Below are 19,046 nucleotides of genomic sequence, written 5' to 3' on the forward strand. Positions count from 1 at the left end.
ACAGCATTCATTAGCCAGCAGCGGCATCAACCACTGGAATCTTGCCAATTTTAGCTTGCCAGATTTTTGGTGCAGTCGCGTGTACAGAAGTACCGTTTACGTCAACTGCGACAGATACAGGCATGTCTTTTACTACAAACTTGTAGATCGCTTCCATACCCAAGTCTTCAAAAGCAACTACTTCAGCTTCACGGATGGCTTTAGATACCAGGTAAGCAGCACCGCCTACAGCCATCAGGTACGTTGCTTTGTTGTCTTTAATCGCTTCAATAGCCGCAGGACCACGGTCTGCTTTACCAATCATGCCATAAAGACCAGTCGCTTCTAACACCTGACGAGTGAACTTGTCCATACGAGTCGCTGTTGTCGGACCTGCAGGGCCAACCACTTCATCACCCACTGGATCAACAGGACCTACGTAGTAGATGAACTTGCCTTTTAAATCAACCGGTAATTCTTCACCATTGTTGAGCATGTCAACCATACGTTTGTGTGCAGCATCACGGCCGGTATAGATGGTCCCGTTCAGCAGCAGTGTATCGCCTGGTTGCCAAGAGTTCATTTCTTCTTGGGTGATGTTGTCGAGGTCAACACGTTTAGACGAAGATGAGTCCCAAGTAACTTCAGGATAATCTTCAAGACGTGGTGCCTGAATATGGGCAACGCCTGAACCATCTAAAGTGAAGTGTGCGTGACGCGTTGCAGCACAGTTTGGAATCATACCGACTGGTTTGCCCGCAGCGTGACAAGGGTAATCTTTAATCTTGATGTCAAGTACAGTGGTTAAACCGCCCAGACCTTGTGCACCAATACCCAGCGCGTTTACTTTTTCGAAGATTTCAATACGAAGTTCTTCAAGTTTATTTTGTGGACCACGACGAAGCAGTTCGTCCATGTTGATCTCTTCCATGAGTGCTTCTTTGGCCAGCATCATGGCTTTTTCAGCAGTACCACCGATCCCGATACCAAGCATACCTGGTGGACACCAGCCTGCACCCATGGTTGGAACAGTTTTCAGTACCCAATCTACGATAGAGTCAGATGGGTTAAGCATTGCCAGTTTAGATTTGTTTTCTGAACCGCCACCTTTGGCTGCAACAGTAATGTCGACTTTGTTGCCTGGAACCAGTTTGTGGTAAATCACCGCAGGGGTGTTGTCTTTGGTGTTCTTACGACCAAATGCAGGGTCAGCAAGTACAGATGCACGAAGGACGTTAGAGTTTTCCAGGTAACCTTGACGCACACCTTCATTAATCGCGTCGTCTAAGCTCATTGTTAAATCAAATTTAACATCCATGCCCACTTCAACGAATACGTTGACGATACCGGTATCTTGACAGATTGGGCGGTGACCCTCTGCACACATACGAGAGTTAATTAAGATTTGTGCAATCGCATCTTTTGCAGCTTTGTTTTCTTCACGGTCATACGCACGGCTCATCGCTTGGATGAAATCTTGTGGGTGATAGTAAGAAATGAACTGAAGCGCATCTTTAACCGATGTGATCAAGTCATCTTGCTTGATAATAGTTGTCATATCAAAATTCTCTTGAGCGGGCTGATAGCTAGCGGGCTAAATTATAAGACAAAATGACGGCATTGTGGGCGTTTTAGAAGTGGATTGGCCGAAAGTTTATAGTGGTGCTTTTACACAGGATTTTGGGTGATTTTTACTGTATTTGGCGGGCGGTTTTGTCATATTTGAGCTGAAATTAATGTCATATTACAGCTTAAGTTTAGATGAAATTTCATTAAGTTGTTGAATTTTAATTATTTAATAAAATTTAAATATTTCGGTTTTGTCATATAACTGTCATAAAACTTTCGCATAATTGTCACATCCAAAAATGAGACCTTAAAGATGACAACAGGTATTTTGATGGTTGCGGGCTTTTGTGTATATATCGCTGCAACTTGGATGTATGGCCAAAAAGAAGATCAAGCTTAAGCTTTATCTTCTTTTTTCATTTTAGCCTGATAAAAATAATATTTTTCTCAATTCTCAATTCTCAATTCTCAATTCTCAATTCTCAATTCTCAATTCTCAATTCTCAATTCTCAAAATTTGTTTATAGCTTTGCTTTATCCTCCTTTAAAGAAGGCAAGTTCTAAAGCTCGATATGCTGAAATCTGATACCCCACTTTGTCTTGCATTAAACGATAAAAACTTTCAAAAACCGCCTCATTTTTTAATTCGTCCAGAAGCGTTAGATATTCCAGATAAGTTTCAGGACGTTTAAATGCGAAGTTATGGGGTTCGTTGCCGCTTAAGAATCTAAATACACGGCTATCCCAAATCGCATAGTGTTCAGGATGAATAAAGTGCAACAATTTAGATACACCGACAAGAGAGTTATTGAATGCACTTTTGAGTGTTTGAAGTTCTGGTACTGTTAATCGATGACCTTGTTTTGCTTTGTTAAATATTTTGATCAGATCATCTGCTGCAGTTAAATCAATTTTTTTAAAATGGTCGGCATCCACGAATAGGTAAAGCTGATGCCGATAACAATGTCATCCAAGGTGAGTACATCTGTCTTTTTGGAATAATTTAAAAAATGGGAATACGCAATGAGATAATTTTCTTGCTCTTTGTCAAATTGATTGGCGATTTCAAAGATCTGTTTAAAAACTTCGTTGTTATTTTTTAATGTTAAAGGCATGTGATTACCACCTCACCTATACAGAAAATGAGATGTATTTGATACGTCTGGTCTAAATTAAAAAACCACCCTATCTTTCGACAGGGTGGGTGAAGCGGAGCTTGTTAAAAACAGTATTTAAGCAGACTGCTGTTCAGCCTGAATTGCAGTTAGAGCAATGGTAAACACAATATCATCGACCAATGCACCGCGTGACAGGTCATTCACCGGCTTATTTAAACCTTGCAACATTGGGCCAACACTCACTACATTGGCAGAACGTTGTACTGCTTTATAAGTGGTATTACCTGTGTTCAGGTCAGGGAAAATAAATACATTGGCACGACCAGCCACCTGAGAGTTTGGTGCTTTAGAACGACCAACGCTTTCAACCGATGCAGCATCGTATTGCAGCGGGCCATCAATCAGCAGGTCTGGACGGCGCTGTCTGGCAATTTCAGTCGCTTGCGCTACTTTTTCTACATCGGCACCGGCACCTGAAGTTCCGGTTGAGTAAGAGATCATGGCAATACGCGGGTCAATACCAAAGGCTTTGGCCGAGTCAGCAGATTGAATGGCAATTTCAGCCAGTTGTTCTGCATCCGGGTCCGGGTTAATCGCACAGTCACCATACACATAAACTTCATCTGGCAGCAGCATAAAGAATACTGAAGATACCAGTGAATATTCAGGTGCAGTTTTAATCAGCTGGAAGGCCGGACGTACGGTATTGGCCGTGGTATGTACTGCACCTGAAACTAAGCCATCAACCTGATCCAGCGCCAGCATCATGGTACCTAAAACCACCGTATCCTGAAGCTGTTCGCGTGCCTGTAATTCGTTAAGTTTGCCTTTACGCAGCTCAACCATTTTCTCGACATAGTTTTCGCGAATCAGATCCGGATCAATAATTTCTAAGTCATGCGGCAATTCAATACCACGGGCTTTGGCCACTTCAACTACGGCTTCAGGTTTGGCCAGCAAGATACAGTGCGCAATACCACGCGATTGGCAGATGGCCGCAGCCTGAACTGTACGTGGCTCATCACCTTCAGGTAAAACAATGCGTTTTTTCGCTGCAATTGATTTTTGTACAAGCTCATGACGGAAGGCAGAAGGCGATAAACGTGGGCTATGCGCACCGCTAATCAGCGAGTTTAACCATTGCGGATCAATATGGCTGGACACAAAACGGGTTACCTGTTCAGCGCGTTCAATATCATCGACCGGAATTTCATTACCGAAAGTCGAGAGTTGTTGCGCCGTTTCAAAGGTGGTTAAAGGGGTATGTAATACTGGTAAACCTTGCTTGATGGCAGTTTGACAGAAATTTAAGGCCTGTTCATTCGGTTGATGCTGCTCGGTTAAGACTAAGCCTGCTAAAGGAATGCCATTGCTGTTTGCCAGACTGCTGGCCAGTAGTACATCGGTACGGTCAGCTGCGGTAATAATCAGTTCACCGGCCACAAACTTGTGCAGTTCATGCTCGATATTCGAAGTAATCAGGCTGCTATGTAACACACGGCGTGTATTTGCTTCGCCTTCATGAATCCACTGGGCAGAAATATGCGCCGCCAGATCAGACAGGCGCGGCACGCTCAGGGTATTACTAAATGGTACCAAACCAATCACTGGCAGTTTTTCTGTGCCAATGTAGCTATAAGTTTGCTGAATGCTGGCCACAAACTTGCTGGTATCTGACAGTAAACGCAGGTTTGGATCAATCGTCACAGGAATTTGCGCAGAATCTTCTGGCAAACCTTTGGTCCGCATAAACAGCACACCGCGTAAACGATTTGATTCTGCACCACCGAAGTTACGAATCTGGTGTTCAATTCGTTCAGCAGAACGAAGCGGATTGTTGATGTCGGCACCGCTAACAATCACTACCTGTGCATCTAGGGCTTGAGCCAGCAGGGCATTCAGGTCATCTGCGAAGCTGTCACGGAAATTCGGTAACAGACCTTCGACAATAATCAGGTCATGCTGTTTGGCCACTTCACGGTGTAAACGAACCGCTTCTTCCAGTAATTCATCTTGCTGGTCATGGCTCAGTTGATGCACCACCTGTGCATAAGGAATGGGTTGAACCGTTTTGGTTTTAGATACATGCTCAAACAGCGCTGTCGTCCGTTCGTTTTCAGGCTGTAATTCTTGAGAGAAAGGTTTGACGAAACCGGGTTTAATGCCCTGGCATTCCAAAGCATACACCAGACCTAAACATGCAGATGTTAGACCAACACCTTCTCCAGTTGGGACAAGTAGAATTGTTTTCATAAGGTATTATTCAAATCAGCCAAAAGTAAACAGGGTAAAACCGCGATTGCTAAGCAATCGCAGTTTCTAATTCAGACTTTTTTGCCGGAGTTGCTCCCAACTCAGACTCCACCACCGCACTGGTTTCTTTGGCAATACGGCCTTCTTCATCGGTTGGAACCACCCAGATTTGTGGACCGGTACCGTTATCGATACGACCTTCGGTGCCACGTTTCAGGCTGTCATTCTTCTCTTTGCTAAAGTTAAAGCCGAAGTGTGGTAAGTAAGACAGGGTTTTTTCACGGATATAGGCCGAGTTTTCACCAATACCACCCGTGAAGAACAGACCATCTAGACGCGGTAAGCCACAGCTTAAGGCTGCTAAAGATTTCGCTAAACGGTAGCAGAATACTTCAATGGCCAGGGTTGCATCTTCATTGCCTTGTTCAGAGGCTTCAATCAGGGTGCGCATATCGTTAGAGAGGCCAGATAAACCGAGTAGACCGCTTTGGCTGTTCAGCATCTTGTCAATTTTGTAGATATCCCAACCCAAGTTGCTGGCCAGGAAAGTGTGTAAAGATGGATCTACATCACCACTACGGGTACCCATCACCAGACCTTCAAGTGGGGTAAGGCCCATAGAGGTATCTACACTTTCACCGTTCCAGATGGCACAGGTCGAGCTACCATTGCCGAGGTGCGCTGTTAACCAGCCGCCTTGTTTCAGGCTGCCGGCCAGTTCTGAACCACGTTCAGAAACATAGGCATGGCTGGTGCCGTGGAAGCCGTAACGACGTACGTTATGATCGGTGTACAGGAATTTTGGCACGGCATAACGATAAGCGTGCGCAGGCATAGTTTGGTGGAATGCGGTATCAAATACAGCAACTTGAGGTAATTCAGGGAATAAACGCATGGTCGCTTCAATGCCTACCAGGTGCGCCGGGTTATGTAACGGTGCCAGTGGGGTTGCTTCACGAATGCGTTGAATAATTTCTGGGGTTAAGCGCTCGGCTTTGGTCAAGCTGCCGCCATGTACCACACGGTGGCCAATCGCTTGAGGATTGTATTGTGACAAGCGCGATAAAATGGTTTCTAAGGCTTTTTCATGATCTGCGTGCGGAATAGAAAGTTCGAGCGGTTCACCTCCGACAGTGATCCCTTTAATACGTGCCTCGACAGATCCTAAATTTTCAGCCAAACCAAAAATACGGTCTTCGCGACGTTCAGAAACAAGCGCGTATTTAATTGAAGAAGATCCGCAGTTAATTACTAATACAGTTGTAGACACGTTGTTTTACCCGAATTCTAATTGAAATATTTGTATCCCGTATTGATCTGCACCTGTTCCAACACGGTGCAATCTTGATCAATAACTAATTTTTATCATGGGATGGGTATCGCTTCTAGATAGACTTTAGGAGATTAGACTTAAGCACTATCGACCCTTACGGGAATAATAACTAAAATTTATCGGTTGATAGATTTCATTTATTAATAAAATAGTAGTCATGTCCAGTCGCGTTGTTCTTCTGTTTACCATAACACGCCTTGAATCAAAGCATGTGACAGAACTGTTTGAAAATATTTCTTATTCCTTCATATTCAAGGTTTCTGATACTTCATTTCCGACCAGCGCACAATCACATAGGCAAATAGCGCCACCATAAAAAATACCAGCATCATCCAGGCCAAGCCTTGCAGGGTTTCAATTAAGGTGCGGTAAATTTCCAGAAACCAGCGTTCCTGCGTCAGTTCAATAATAATTTTCTGGTCGTTTTCGCTATAGGTGAGTGGGGTAATGTATTTTTCCATGTCATAAATCCGGATTCCGGAGGAAGTCCCGACCACCATACCGGCAAATTTGGTATATCTGGCCCAAGCTTCATGAATCGGATCATGAATAATACGTGCCAGAATACGGTTAATGGAACTGGAAAAAATACGCATCACCACAAATGACACCAGCAGTGCCAGAACAAATGTGGTCACAATTAAATAATAGAACATTGTCCACCTCTTATTCTCATTCTTAAGACAGTGTACGGTGGAATAGACAGGGAAAACAGCAGAAAAATGTTCAGCCTCCGCAAAGGCTGAACATTCATATATTTAGAGAAGTGAGTTATTGGCGAATCTGGCCATCTCCAAACACCACCCATTTTTGCGAGGTCAGACCTTCCAGACCGACTGGGCCGCGGGTGTGGATTTTATCGGTAGAAATACCAATTTCCGCCCCTAAACCGTATTCAAAGCCATCGGCAAAGCGGGTAGAGGCGTTAATCATCACTGAACTGGAATCAACACGGGCCAGGAACTGACGCGCCAGACTGAAGTTTTCAGTAATAATGGCATCGGTATGGTGTGAGCCATATTTATTGATATGGGTAATCGCTTCATCCAGACCCGACACCACTTTAATGGCCAGAACCGGACCAAGATATTCAGTATACCAGTCGTCTTCGGTAGCCGTTTGAACGCTGTCGCCTAAAATACGCTGGGTTTCGGCGCAGCCACGGAGCTCGACCTGTTTTTCCGCATACAGCTCGGCAATGCGCGGTAAAAACTCATCTGCAATGGCTTCATCCACCAACAAGGTTTCCATGGCATTACAGACGCCATAACGATGGGTTTTGGCATTCAGGGCAATCGGTAGGGCTTTTTGCAAGTCAGCCTGTGCTTCGACAAAGACATGACAGTTACCATCCAGATGTTTAATTACCGGAATACGGGCTTCATTGGTGATGCGCTCGATTAAGCCTTTACCGCCACGTGGCACAATCACATCGACATATTCCGACATGGTAATTAGCTGGCCTACAGCAGCACGATCTGGGGTATTGATGACCTGTACCGCCGTTTCTGGCAAGCCTGCAGTTTTCAGACCGTGCTGAATGGCTTCGGCAATGGCTTTATTCGATTCCAGCGCTTCTGAACCGCCACGTAAAATAATGGCATTGCCTGATTTTAGCGCCAGCGAAGCTGCTTCTAAGGTCACGTTCGGACGTGATTCATAAATCATGCCGACCACGCCCAAAGGTACTCGCATTTTGCCAATCTGGATGCCCGACGGACGATAGGCCATATCGGTAATTTCACCAATTGGGTCAAGCAGGCCAATCACATCTTTCAGGCCCTGTAACATGCCTTTAAAGCGCGGGGGAGTCAGTTCTAAGCGATCAAGCAGGGCGCTATCCAGATTGTTGTTGCGACCTTTGGTCATATCAACCTGGTTGGCAGCTAAAATTGCTGTTTCACTGTTTTCAAGTGCAGTGTAAATAGCAGATAAAGCATGGTTTTTTGTTTGGGTAGAAGCACTTGCCAGAACTGCGGAAGCTTGGCGCGCTTGTTGTCCTACCGTTTGCATATATTGTTCAATAGACTCGTGCATAGCGGTTTGATCACTTAGAAATTTCTCCTCGATATTAACAGTCTAGGTCGGGACAATGAAGCAGTTTGATGGAATTTTCCGCAGGAAAGCCGGAAAAGCGCTAAACATTTTGAAATTGTTTCCTGTTTAAAAGCAGACAAGTGGTTGCAGAAGAGGTTGCGTGTCAAAACGACACCTGTATAGAATGAAACACGATGGACATTGAAGTCATACAAATAACAATGAAAGAGCAGGATGCGATTTTTGCTCAATTTTAGAAATCATCTCTTGCACAATAAAAATAAGCGCGAGAATGGAGGAAAGGAATATGAATTCCATTATCCAAATGGACTCGGAAGTCGGGCAGTCAAGTGCTCACTTTGGTTTTTTTGATCTTTACGATAAGCACAGTTTCAAACAGCCAGCGCGTACAACCTGGATTGACGGTTGGAAGATTGAATACATGGCGATTGCTCGCCCAGACACCTTGCACATGACGCCGATGGTAATTATCGGGGGCGCTTTTCAGAATTTTAACTCCTATAAATACTGTGTTGAGCAACTGTTTGATGCCGGCCCGATTATCCTGATTGACTTACCTTCCATGGGCGCCAACCAGCAAATCAGCAATGTCGATACTGGCATATCTGCCGGTACGCTGGAGCTGGAAGATCTGGCAGCCATGCTCGGTCGCTGGCTGGATATTGTTGGCTTGAGTCAGGTCGCGGTATTGGGCATGTCCCTTGGTTCGGTGGTGGCATCTTGCCTGGCGCATCAGCGTCCGGAACTGATAGACCGCATGATTCTGATGGGTGTCATGCAAAAGACCCGGAAAAGCTGGCGTATGCTGCTGGAAGAATCGCTGCATTTAATGAAAGAGCAGCGTATGGATGAGTTTGGTCAGGCGGTGATTTTATATCTGGTCAATCATGCCAAGCTGGAAGCGACCCGCATGTCGCCAACCGCCAAGCGGCTGTTCTTCCGGCAGATGGCCGAGTTCACCGCCACCGAGCAGGAACGCTATGATATTAATTGTAATCGTCTGCTGCGCCTGACTCACGTTCCTATTCCGCAGTGCAAGGTGCTGGTGGCCTGTGGCCAGTATGACAGTTTTACCTTGCCACATGAAAATGCCAATTTTGCCCTGCAATGTCCGGACATGGAGTTTGCCATGATTGCCAATGCTGATCATGTGCCGCAGTTGCAGCGCCGTAAAGAAACCATGCGCCTGTTTGCCACCTTTTTAAGAGATGAGCCGATTCAGTCGTTAGAAGGTATTATCCCCATGACCCGTGCCCAGCTCTTGACCATGGAGCGCCGTGGAGAAGAACGCATTGCTGTACAACAGCCATTTAGTCAGTTAACGCACCGTCATTCCGATTTAAGCTTTGCCACGGAAATTGTCGATCTGAACTTTTTTGGCGTATTGCTACGTTTTGAAGACGGACAGGCAGAACGGGCTGCGCAGTATGAGCGTGATTTGGCCCTGACACTCCAAGATGAAGAGGGTAGTTTCCAGATTGAGTGCCTGATTTTTGAAGTGCAGGATCAGCAGATTCGCGCTTTATTAAAACATGGCAGCTTTGAGATTGCCGAGCGTTTGATGCGTTATATCCAGCGTCAAAAAGGTTGTCTGGCAGCAATTGCCTAAATTGAGGTGTCTAAAAATAAAACAGCGCAAAGGCGCTGTTTTTTTTATGGGCTGATGAGGCTCAGAACTCTCTTTTAGGCACTGGGCTGTTTATGGCAGGCGTGCAGCACCCAGACAATATCACCCAAATGTTCTTCAGGGGCGGGCAGGTCCGGAGTGTGGAAATAGTGCTGCGGCTGCAGAATATCGACCCGCTCAAAACCGCTGGCTTTAACAAAGTCACGGACTTCACCCGGACTTTGAAAATGAAAACTAAAGGCGCTGCGAGACATGACTTTCAGTAATTTACTGCTGGTCCACATAAAGCTGGCCAGTTTGTTTTTCACCGGTTCAGGATAAATATCACTCAAGTAATGCAGTTCCTGAAAATGTTGTCCATATTGATAAATCCCATGCAGCAGTTTGCTGAGCATCGGCTTATCGAAATAATTGATTAAGCCTTCACTAATAATTACCAGCGGTTGCTGCGGGTCAAAATGCTGAAAAATCTGGGCAAATTCTTCACTGAAAATATCGGCACTCAAGACTTCCGGTGCCTGCTGGTCCAGTTGTTGCAAGGCGGCGGTTTTCACCTTGGCCATATCCGGTAAATCCAGCTCGCGGTAATTCAGTTCCGGATATTTCTGGCGGAAACTCCAGCTCCGTGGGGACAGGCCGCAGGCAATTTCCAGCACCTGGGTACGAGGATTGCGGGCAATCAGCTCGGTCAGTTGCTGGTCAATAATGGTGTGGCGTTCTTTCAGGGTGGTGCGCATACTGCCACCGACATATTTTTCGGCCCAGCTTTCCAGCGGATGGACCAATTTGGCCAGAAACTTGCCTTTTGAAGTAGCAAATACCGGATGCGAGATGCCCATTTGAAACCAGATATAGCCGGTATAGTGGGCAGTAAAGGATATATGGCGATGTTCGGAAAGCGGTTGGCTCATGCAAGGTCCTCTATTCTTTTTATTTATTCGGGGTGGATTTATGTATTTGCATCATAAAGAAAAAGGAACAGCTTGTCCTGTTCCTTTGTCGGTATTACTGGCCGCTGTCTTTAAAGCGGACAATACGGTCGCGTACTGCTTGCCATTCCGGGCCGAGCTCGAGTACATCACCGATCTGAATTTCTGGAATCTGGCCACGCATACGGGCTAAACGGGCCTGATTTGGTAACGGTAAATCCTGAATGCCGTCCAGTGCCAGACAGGCGGCGGCACGGTCATTACAGACCAGTCCCATATCACAACCGGCGTTTAAGGCCGCTTGAATGCGGGCATCGGCACCACCCGCCACACAGGCGGCCTGCATGCTTAAATCATCCGAGAACAGCACGCCATCAAAATTCAGCTGTTGACGTAGCACGGTCTGAATCCAGTACGGAGAGAAACCGGCTGGGTTCGGATCGACCTGATCATAAATTACATGCGCAGGCATTAGGGCATCCAGTTGGGCTTGCAGCTGGATAAAGCTTTGCATGTCTTTTTGCTGAATCTCTGCATAAGAACGTGAATCAATCGCAGCGGCCACATGCGAATCGGCCTTGACCGAGCCATGACCGGGGAAATGCTTGCCGGTGGTGGCCATACCAGCGCGCTGCATGCCACTTAAGAAGGCGCGTGCCAGTACGATAATATCGTCCATATTGCGGGCAAAACTGCGGTCGCCAATGACATCGCTGATGTCATTTAAATCCAGCACCGGGGCAAAACTGAAATCAATACCGACCGCTAATACTTCGGTGGCCATCAGCCAGCCGCACTGTTCAGCCAGCTCGACTGCCAGTTCCGGCTGCTGCTGATACAGCTCGCCAAAACGGCCCATGGCCGGCAGTAGGGTGAAACCCTGTTTTAAACGCTGCACCCGGCCGCCTTCCTGATCGACTGCAATTAAAATATCCGGACGTACCTGACGCATATGATCGGTCAGGGCGCGTACTTGCCGCGGTGATTCGATATTTCGACCAAATAAAATGACGCCACCGACTTGCGGAGCTTGTAAGAGTTGAATATCTTCTTGAGTAAGTGCTGTGCCAGCGATGTCGAGCATCAATGCGCCAATCATATCGGTTCCGGATTCAAATTTTTATCGAAAAACAATACCTGAATTCTGCAATGATTTGCTACATTTTGTCAGCACAGAATATGATAAAACTACACGACATAAACAGATTAAGTTGTTTAAGATTTTGAATCTGCTTGATTCGTCGCTAAGCAACCTTGTACTACTGGTCGAAAACCAAGGAAATACACATTATTTATGAAACTTCAAACGATAGCTTGTGCAGTTGCCGTGGCAACTGGGGGATTCTTCTTTAGTCACGCAATCAACGAAGCCATTGCTGCCAATAATACTGCTGCTGTTTCCAATACCATTGTTCCAACCCGGGAACAGGCCTTGGTGTCACGCCAGTTAGCGACCTTGGTTGACCGTCAGCATTACCTGAACCAGCGTTTAGACAGCAACACTTCCAATCGCATTTTTGATTTTTACATCGATAGTCTGGACCCGGAGCACACCTTGTTCCTGGCCGATGAAGTCGAACAGTACAAGAAAAAATATGGCGCCAATTTTGGAGCCGCCTTAAAAGCCGGTGATTTATCGGGCCCGTATCAGATTCATGCGCATTATCGTGAACGCATGCAGGCCTTTTATCAGTTTATGCTGGCCGAGCTGAAAAAACCGCAGAATTTAAAACAGCCGAATGTCACCATTGAGCTGGATCGTGAAAAAGCGCCGTTCTTTAAGACCCAGGCCGAGCAGCGTGCCCACTGGCAAAAAATGCTGGTGTCCCAGCTGATTAACCTGACCATCAGCAAAGAAGAAGAGCAGGCCAAACAAAAAGCCCTCAAGGAAAATCCAGAACTGGCCAATGGGCAAGATTTATCCGGCCCGGAAGATATGACGCCGGTGGAAACCCTGACCAAGCGTTATACTCGTCAGCTGGAACGCATGAGCCGTCTGAAAAGCGACGATGTGCTGGACAAAACCTTAAATGCGATGATGCTGACCTATGATCCGCACAGCAACTATTTCCCGCCTGTTGATGCAATGGAGCTCAACCGTCAGACCACCTTACAGCTGGAAGGGATTGGGGTGTCGATTCGTCCGGATCGCAGCAATGAAGATTACACCAAGATTGAAACCATTGTTGAAGGCGGACCGGCGAGTAAATCTGGTCAGGTCAAATCCGGCGACCGGATTATTGGTGTCGGTCAGGATGGCGAGAAAATTGTGGATGTGATTGGCTGGCCAAGCAATGAAGTGGTCGGTCTGATTCGCGGTAAACGTGGCACCAAAGTGACCTTGCGTTTACTTGGTCCGGGAGCCTCGATGAGTCAGGCACGTACCGTAACATTGGTACGTGACATTATTCAGGAAGAAGATGCCGGAGTACGTAACCGAACCGTGCAAATTCAACGTGATGGCAAAACCTATACCTATGGCGTGATTGAAATTCCATCATTTTATCTGAACTATCGGGCGCGCCGTGCCGGGGTGGAATACCGTTCGGTATCGGAAGACACCAACAATGCCTTGAAAACGCTGGCTGCCAAAAATGTCGACGGGATTATTGTCGATTTACGCAATAACCCGGGCGGCTCACTTGAAGAGGTGGCACGTATGCTGGGTCAGGTGATTAAATCGGGTCCGGTAGTACAAATCCGTGATGGCAATGGCAACGTGAGCGTGTTTGAAGACAATGATGGCGGTGAACAGACCTATGCTGGCCCGCTAGCAGTCCTGATTAACCTGGCCTCGGCTTCTGCCAGCGAGATTTATTCAGCCGCGATTCAGGATTATGAGCGCGGTATTGTGATTGGTAGCACAACCACCGGTAAAGGGACAGCACAGGTACAATTGGACACTCTGGCCTATGGTCAGGCCACGCTTACCCAGCGTAAGTTCTACCGGATTACCGGCGGCAGTACCCAGAACAAAGGGGTGATTCCGGACATTAAACTGGTAGATATCTACAATGAAGAATTTGGTGAGCGTAAGGCCAAGAATGCGCTGAAGTGGGACACCATTGCCACCGCACCATTTAAACGTGAGGGTGTGGTGCAGTCTTATGTGCCGCAACTGGCCAAATCTTCGCAGACCCGGGTCAGTATTGATCCGCAGTTCAAGTATCTGACTGAGCGTAAAAATATTGCCAAACAGGCAGAAGAGCGCAAAACGGCGGTGCTGGATTTAGATCAGCGCCGTGCCGAGCTGATTGAGCTGGAGCGTAAAACCTTAGCCGCTGAAAACGTACGTCGTCAGGCGACCGGTTTGGCGCCGTATCCAAACTGGGAAAGCTATCAGGCCTCACTGGAAGCGCAAGCCGAGTCACGGGCCAAAATGAAAGCCAACCAGCGTCCACCACTGCCGGAAGAAGAAGTCTTTGTGAGCGAAGCGGCCAATGTGTTACTGGATTATAGTCAGTTACAATCAGGCACAGCCAAATAAGACCTTGGATGTGAGAAAAAGGCCGGTAGATGTACTGGCCTTTTTTGATGCTTTTGAGTTGAATAACTCAAGATCCAGATGAGCCGGCAAATCAACATAAAAAATGACGGTTTTCAGGGCGGAAAAACCGCATTTAGGCTTGACCTCAATGCGATAGTATAAGATTCTAATTTGAGTTTTAATTCCTTGTTTTATTGTTATCTTTTAAAGCGGCAAATTCATGAGTATTTAGCGTTGAGTATAGTAACAACAAAAAAATAACCTATACGGAAGCTTTTTATGGTTCATATTCATTATGACTTTAGCCTGGTGGTAGGTTCAATTGCGGTTGCAATTCTGGCCAGTTATCTGGCTATTTCAACCCAGCAGTTCCTGCTCGGGGGAATCCGCCAGAAATCTGAAAAAGCCATGCTCTTGCTCAGTGGCCTATGCTTTGGCGTTGCTATTTGGGGCATGCATTTTGTCGGGATGCTGGCTTGCCAGTTACCAGCCAATTACGCGTTTAATCTGCCGCTAACCATTTTTTCTGGCGTTATTGCCTTTATTGCTTCCACCTTTGCCATCTGGCTGACCACCAAACCCACCCTGCCTTTTGCCCGTCTGGTGATTGGGGCAGTGTTAATGGGGCTCGGAATTTCCGGCATGCACTATACTGGTATGCTGGGCATGGTCGTAGAGAATCACCGGACCTACTATGATCCGCTACTGGTGGTGTTTTCGGTGCTCATTGCCATTAGTGGTTCCGGCCTGACCTTCTGGCTGGCGTTACGTTTTAAAAATACCTTGCTTTACCATCGTCACTATAAGGTGATGATTGCCATTATGATGTCGCTGGCCATTGTCGGAATGCATTATACCGGCATGGCCTCGGTGTCTTACTATCCGATTGATACGGAACGTCTGGGTGCGATCTATAAAACCGGCAATGGCATCTTGCTGTTTACCGTGATTTTTGTGACTAGTCTGGTGATCGTTGCCGCCTTTAGTGTGGCCGTGTTGGAGCAGCGTCTGGAAGAGCGTAACCGCCAGTTGTCACTGGTCAACCGCGAGCTGGCCAATCAGGCGGTGCAGGACAATCTGACCAAATTACCCAACCGTTTATATCTCGCTGAATATGCGCATTTGTTGTTTAGCGCCCAGCGCATCAATCAGCAGAATGTCGCGTTTTTATATATTGATCTGGACCGTTTTAAGGCGGTGAATGATGTATTTGGCCATCATGTTGGTGATCAGTTGCTGATTCAGCTGACCACACGACTGCATCAGCAGCTCAAATCACAGGAAAAATTATTAAGAATTGGCGGTGATGAGTTCTTGCTGGTGTTGGAGCAGGCCACGGTTGAGGATGCGATTCAGGCGGCAGAAAATGTGCTGCACAGTGTACAGGAGAGTTTCCTGATTGCCGGCAAGAGCATTAATATCTCGGCCAGTATTGGTATTGCGATGTACCCGGAGCACGGTAACAACCTGCAAGATGTACTGATGAATGCCGATGCCGCCATGCTGACCTCAAAATATCAGGGCCGAAACACTTATTCGGTGTTTAATTACAGCATTGACCAGCAGGAAACCAAAAGCCAGACCAAGCTGCTGAATGATTTATATAAAGCTGTCGATGAACAGCAGTTTATTCTATTTTACCAGCCCAAATTTACCACCAGCACCCGGCGGATTTGTGGCGTCGAAGCATTAATTCGCTGGATGCATCCGGTGCATGGTCTGTTGACCCCGAATATGTTTATTAAAGGCGCGGAGAAGTCCGGCCTGATTATCCAGATGGGCTATTGGGCACTAGAGCAGGCTTGCAAACAGATTCAGCAATGGGAACAGCAGGGACTGAAACTGTTTCCATTAGCAGTCAATCTGTCGGCGGTACAGTTCGAACATAAACATCTGTTTAGCACCTTAGAAAACTTATTCCGCCGTTATGCGATTGACCCGAGTCATCTCATGATTGAAATTACCGAAACCACTGCCATGCATCATGTGGAATCGAGTATTCGTAGTTTTAGACGCTTAAGAGAAATGGGCGTAAAACTGGCGATTGATGATTTTGGCACTGGCCATTCCAGTTTCCTGTATTTAAAAGACTTGCCGGTGGATGAGCTGAAAATTGACCGCGCATTTATTAAAGACCTGTATCGTGATTCCAAAGAAGAAATGATTCTGGAAAGTATTATCCAGCTGGCGACCAAACTGGGATTGACGGTTACCGCAGAAGGGGTGGAAACGCCATTACAGGCCGAAATTCTGGCGCGTTTGGGTTGTCAGCAATTACAAGGTTATTTGCTGTCGATGCCGGTTGAGGTCAAGCGTTTGCAAGACTTGCCGCAAGTATAAAATGAAATTATCGGGTCTGATTAAGGTACTGTTTTTAGATAGCCAGATGTTTCAAAAATCACGGTCGATGTTGCAAGAAAAAATGGTTTGAAAATGGATGCCAGATGACATCCATTTACCCCACATATTAAAAACGATAACGAAGCGCGAGCTGCGCATTCAGTGGATCGCCCATCATATTGGAATCGTTTCCTTCACCATGTCCTGAGATAAAATAATCACGGTCAAACAGGCTGTTCAGATTCAGCGCTACATCATACTGCGCGGTCTGATAACCCAGCGCGGCATTGAAAACCGCATAGCCCGGCAAGACATTTTTATTGTCCGGCGCACTGAAGCGGGAGGATTCTGCCCGGCCACCCACTGCAGCAAACCAGTTTTTATCCAGTTGATACTTTAACCAGAGATTGGCGCTGTTTTTGGGCGTTAATGCGGCCTGTTTACCGGCCAGACCGATGGTTGATTTTTCAATTTTTCCATCCATATAGGCGTAACCGGCCAACAGTGATAGCTGCTCACTGAGCTGACCGGTCAAGGATACTTCAACGCCTTGTGTGCTTTGTTCCCCGGCCAGCATCGCCAGCGGTGGATTACTGTCCGTAATTTTATTTTGGATATTGCTCTGGGTCATTTCAAATACGGCCAGGGTCATATTCAGTCGATCATTGATGTCCCATTTGGTCCCGACTTCCAGGTTTCTGGTTTTGGTTGGTTTTAGGTCAGCACTGTTGCTATAAAACACGAATGAATCTGCAAGCGGCTGGAAGGACTGATTATAGGCGGCATATAAAGATAAATTTTTGGTCGGTTGATAGACCACGCCCAGGCGAGGGGAGAGGGGCTGGTCATCGCGCTGGATGTTGCTATTATTTTTCTTATCATGCCTGTACTGGGAAAGATGATCATAACGTATCCCGGCCAAAAGCTTGAGCTGTTCATTCAGACTGATCAGGTCTTGTACATAGACAGCATAATTTTCAAATTTGCTGGCGGTATTGACTCTTGGAGTGGCAGAGGTATCGACCTGTGACCAGTGCGGCAAGACCGGATCATACAAATCGGTCGTGGCTTTTGACCCTAGCCAGAATATCTCATCTTTATGCTGCTTGCTGTATTCCGTGCCGATTAAGGTCTCGTGTTTGATTTGACCAGTATGAAAGACGCCGGACAGTTCATTCTGCAAGAAGATGCCATCTTCATCGCGCATACGTTTAATCTGGCTGAGCGTGATCTGATCTGCTGCTGGACTGGCGTTGCCGTATTCCCGGTCTAAGGTATAATTATAATGCCGGGCGACACCGCGATATTTCAGCTGATCATTGAACTGATGTTCTAGCGTAACCGTCTGGCTGGACACTTCAGTATCGACATTGCCTACATCTTTTGCGTTGGATGCGCCATAGAATGTTTTTTGGATTGGTACGTACCGGTTTACCGGTCAGCGGGTCCATGGGAAAGCCCTGATCGGCCAAACGGTCATCGTGCAAATAATCGGCTTGCAAGAGCAGAGTGGTTCGATCTGAAATATCCCATTGCACAGACGGTGCTACAGTTTCCCGGTTCACGAAACTCTGATTGCGATAGCCATCTGAGTGTTCAAGCGCACCGGTCAGACGGACTTTGAGCTGGTCATTGAGAGCATCGGCAAAATCAAGTTCGGCACGTTTTTGCCCCAAGCTGCTGCCGATCAGGCTGATTTCATGCAGTGCTTCATCCAGGGGTTTCTTATTGATCCGGTTGATCAGGCCGCCTGCTGAACCCCGGCCATATAACACCGAACCCGGCCCTTTTAGCACTTCCACCCGTTCTACATTTGACAGATCACGATAATACAGCGCATCATCACGTACTCCATCGACATACTGATCGGAAATGGCTGAAAAGCCGCGAATCATGACCTGATCACGCTGGCCATCTCCGACGCTAAAACTTAAGCCTGTTACATTCTGCAATGCGCCTTGAAGGGAGGTCACATTCTGTTCTTTTAAGACTTGTTGCGGAACCACATTCACAATCTGAGGAATATCTTTCAGTGGTACCATACCTTTGCTGGCGGTGGAGGCTTGCTCTACTTGCGTTTTCAGGCTAAGGCTTGCGCTGTCATCAAGCTGAGTGAAGACAGCAAAAAAAGAGAAGATTTCATAACATGCTCTGGATGGACCCCGAAAAAAGTGCATGCAGTGTGGGGAATAAACAGTCTGCTGTAAATGATATTGAATATCACTCTCTATTGATAATAATTATTATTTAATTGGCTTTAATGAGATATTTAAATCAAAAATATCCGCAGAGAGGATGCTGATTTTCCCTGATTTTTCCAAATGATAAAGAAATATGGGGAGTTCTGTTCTGC

General features: G+C 46.6%; 12 protein-coding genes and 1 pseudogene. 3 read left to right on the forward strand and 10 right to left on the reverse strand.

What is annotated here, in order from left to right; genetic code table 11:
• Positions 1 to 10: 10 nt before the first annotated feature.
• The 7 genes from P253_RS10605 to P253_RS10630 all read right to left on the reverse strand — a co-directional run bounded on the left by P253_RS10605 (position 11) and on the right by P253_RS10630 (position 8,289).
• Complete coding sequence (locus tag P253_RS10605) at positions 11 to 1,537, reverse strand: fumarate hydratase (protein ID WP_005180157.1); 1,527 nt, start codon at positions 1,535 to 1,537, stop codon at positions 11 to 13.
• A gap of 545 nt (positions 1,538 to 2,082) precedes the next feature.
• Positions 2,083 to 2,484 carry a hypothetical protein gene (locus P253_RS10610; RefSeq protein ID WP_016658567.1) on the reverse strand — a complete coding sequence of 134 codons (402 nt, stop codon included), beginning with the start codon at positions 2,482 to 2,484 and terminating at the stop codon, positions 2,083 to 2,085.
• Positions 2,451 to 2,663, reverse strand: a complete 213-nt coding sequence (locus P253_RS16000) for a hypothetical protein (protein WP_016658568.1) — start codon at positions 2,661 to 2,663, stop codon at positions 2,451 to 2,453. Before P253_RS16000 ends, P253_RS10610 begins: the two co-directional genes overlap by 34 nt.
• Before the next feature lie 117 nt (positions 2,664 to 2,780).
• Entirely contained in the window at positions 2,781 to 4,919 is a 2,139-nt protein-coding gene (pta, locus tag P253_RS10615) for a phosphate acetyltransferase (protein ID WP_016658569.1), read from the reverse strand.
• A 49-nt stretch (positions 4,920 to 4,968) separates the two neighbouring features.
• On the reverse strand, positions 4,969 to 6,189 hold the full coding sequence (locus P253_RS10620) for an acetate/propionate family kinase (protein WP_016658570.1): 1,221 nt from the start codon (positions 6,187 to 6,189) through the stop codon (positions 4,969 to 4,971).
• A gap of 314 nt (positions 6,190 to 6,503) precedes the next feature.
• Positions 6,504 to 6,908 (reverse strand): hypothetical protein, encoded by a 405-nt coding sequence (locus tag P253_RS10625; protein WP_005180148.1) that lies wholly within the window; start codon positions 6,906 to 6,908, stop codon positions 6,504 to 6,506.
• 115 nt (positions 6,909 to 7,023) lie between these two features.
• Complete coding sequence (locus P253_RS10630) at positions 7,024 to 8,289, reverse strand: glutamate-5-semialdehyde dehydrogenase (protein ID WP_016658571.1); 1,266 nt, start codon at positions 8,287 to 8,289, stop codon at positions 7,024 to 7,026.
• A gap of 307 nt (positions 8,290 to 8,596) precedes the next feature.
• Here P253_RS10630 and P253_RS10635 point away from each other — a divergent pair, with 307 nt between their 5' ends.
• Complete coding sequence (locus P253_RS10635; protein WP_016658572.1) at positions 8,597 to 9,919, forward strand: alpha/beta fold hydrolase; 1,323 nt, start codon at positions 8,597 to 8,599, stop codon at positions 9,917 to 9,919.
• A gap of 74 nt (positions 9,920 to 9,993) precedes the next feature.
• On the opposite strand, the gene P253_RS10640 is transcribed toward P253_RS10635, so the two are convergent.
• Positions 9,994 to 10,848, reverse strand: coding sequence for a class I SAM-dependent methyltransferase (locus P253_RS10640; protein ID WP_016658573.1), 855 nt, complete (start codon positions 10,846 to 10,848; stop codon positions 9,994 to 9,996).
• Between the two features lie 94 nt (positions 10,849 to 10,942).
• Positions 10,943 to 11,965, reverse strand: coding sequence for a beta-N-acetylhexosaminidase (nagZ, locus tag P253_RS10645; protein ID WP_016658574.1), 1,023 nt, complete (start codon positions 11,963 to 11,965; stop codon positions 10,943 to 10,945).
• Between the two features lie 195 nt (positions 11,966 to 12,160).
• Between nagZ and P253_RS10650 the strand changes: the two genes are divergently transcribed.
• Both P253_RS10650 and P253_RS10655 read left to right on the forward strand, forming a co-directional pair.
• Positions 12,161 to 14,353 (forward strand): carboxy terminal-processing peptidase, encoded by a 2,193-nt coding sequence (locus tag P253_RS10650; protein ID WP_016658575.1) that lies wholly within the window; start codon positions 12,161 to 12,163, stop codon positions 14,351 to 14,353.
• A 279-nt stretch (positions 14,354 to 14,632) separates the two neighbouring features.
• Entirely contained in the window at positions 14,633 to 16,693 is a 2,061-nt protein-coding gene (locus tag P253_RS10655; protein WP_016658576.1) for a putative bifunctional diguanylate cyclase/phosphodiesterase, read from the forward strand.
• A 127-nt stretch (positions 16,694 to 16,820) separates the two neighbouring features.
• Here P253_RS10655 and P253_RS15525 read toward each other — a convergent pair.
• Positions 16,821 to 18,783 (reverse strand): annotated as a pseudogene (locus tag P253_RS15525) (TonB-dependent receptor); the annotation flags it as partial.
• Positions 18,784 to 19,046 lie beyond the last annotated feature (263 nt).

It is taken from the genome of Acinetobacter indicus CIP 110367 (assembly GCF_000488255.1).
Classification (GTDB): Bacteria; Pseudomonadota; Gammaproteobacteria; order Pseudomonadales; family Moraxellaceae; genus Acinetobacter; species Acinetobacter indicus.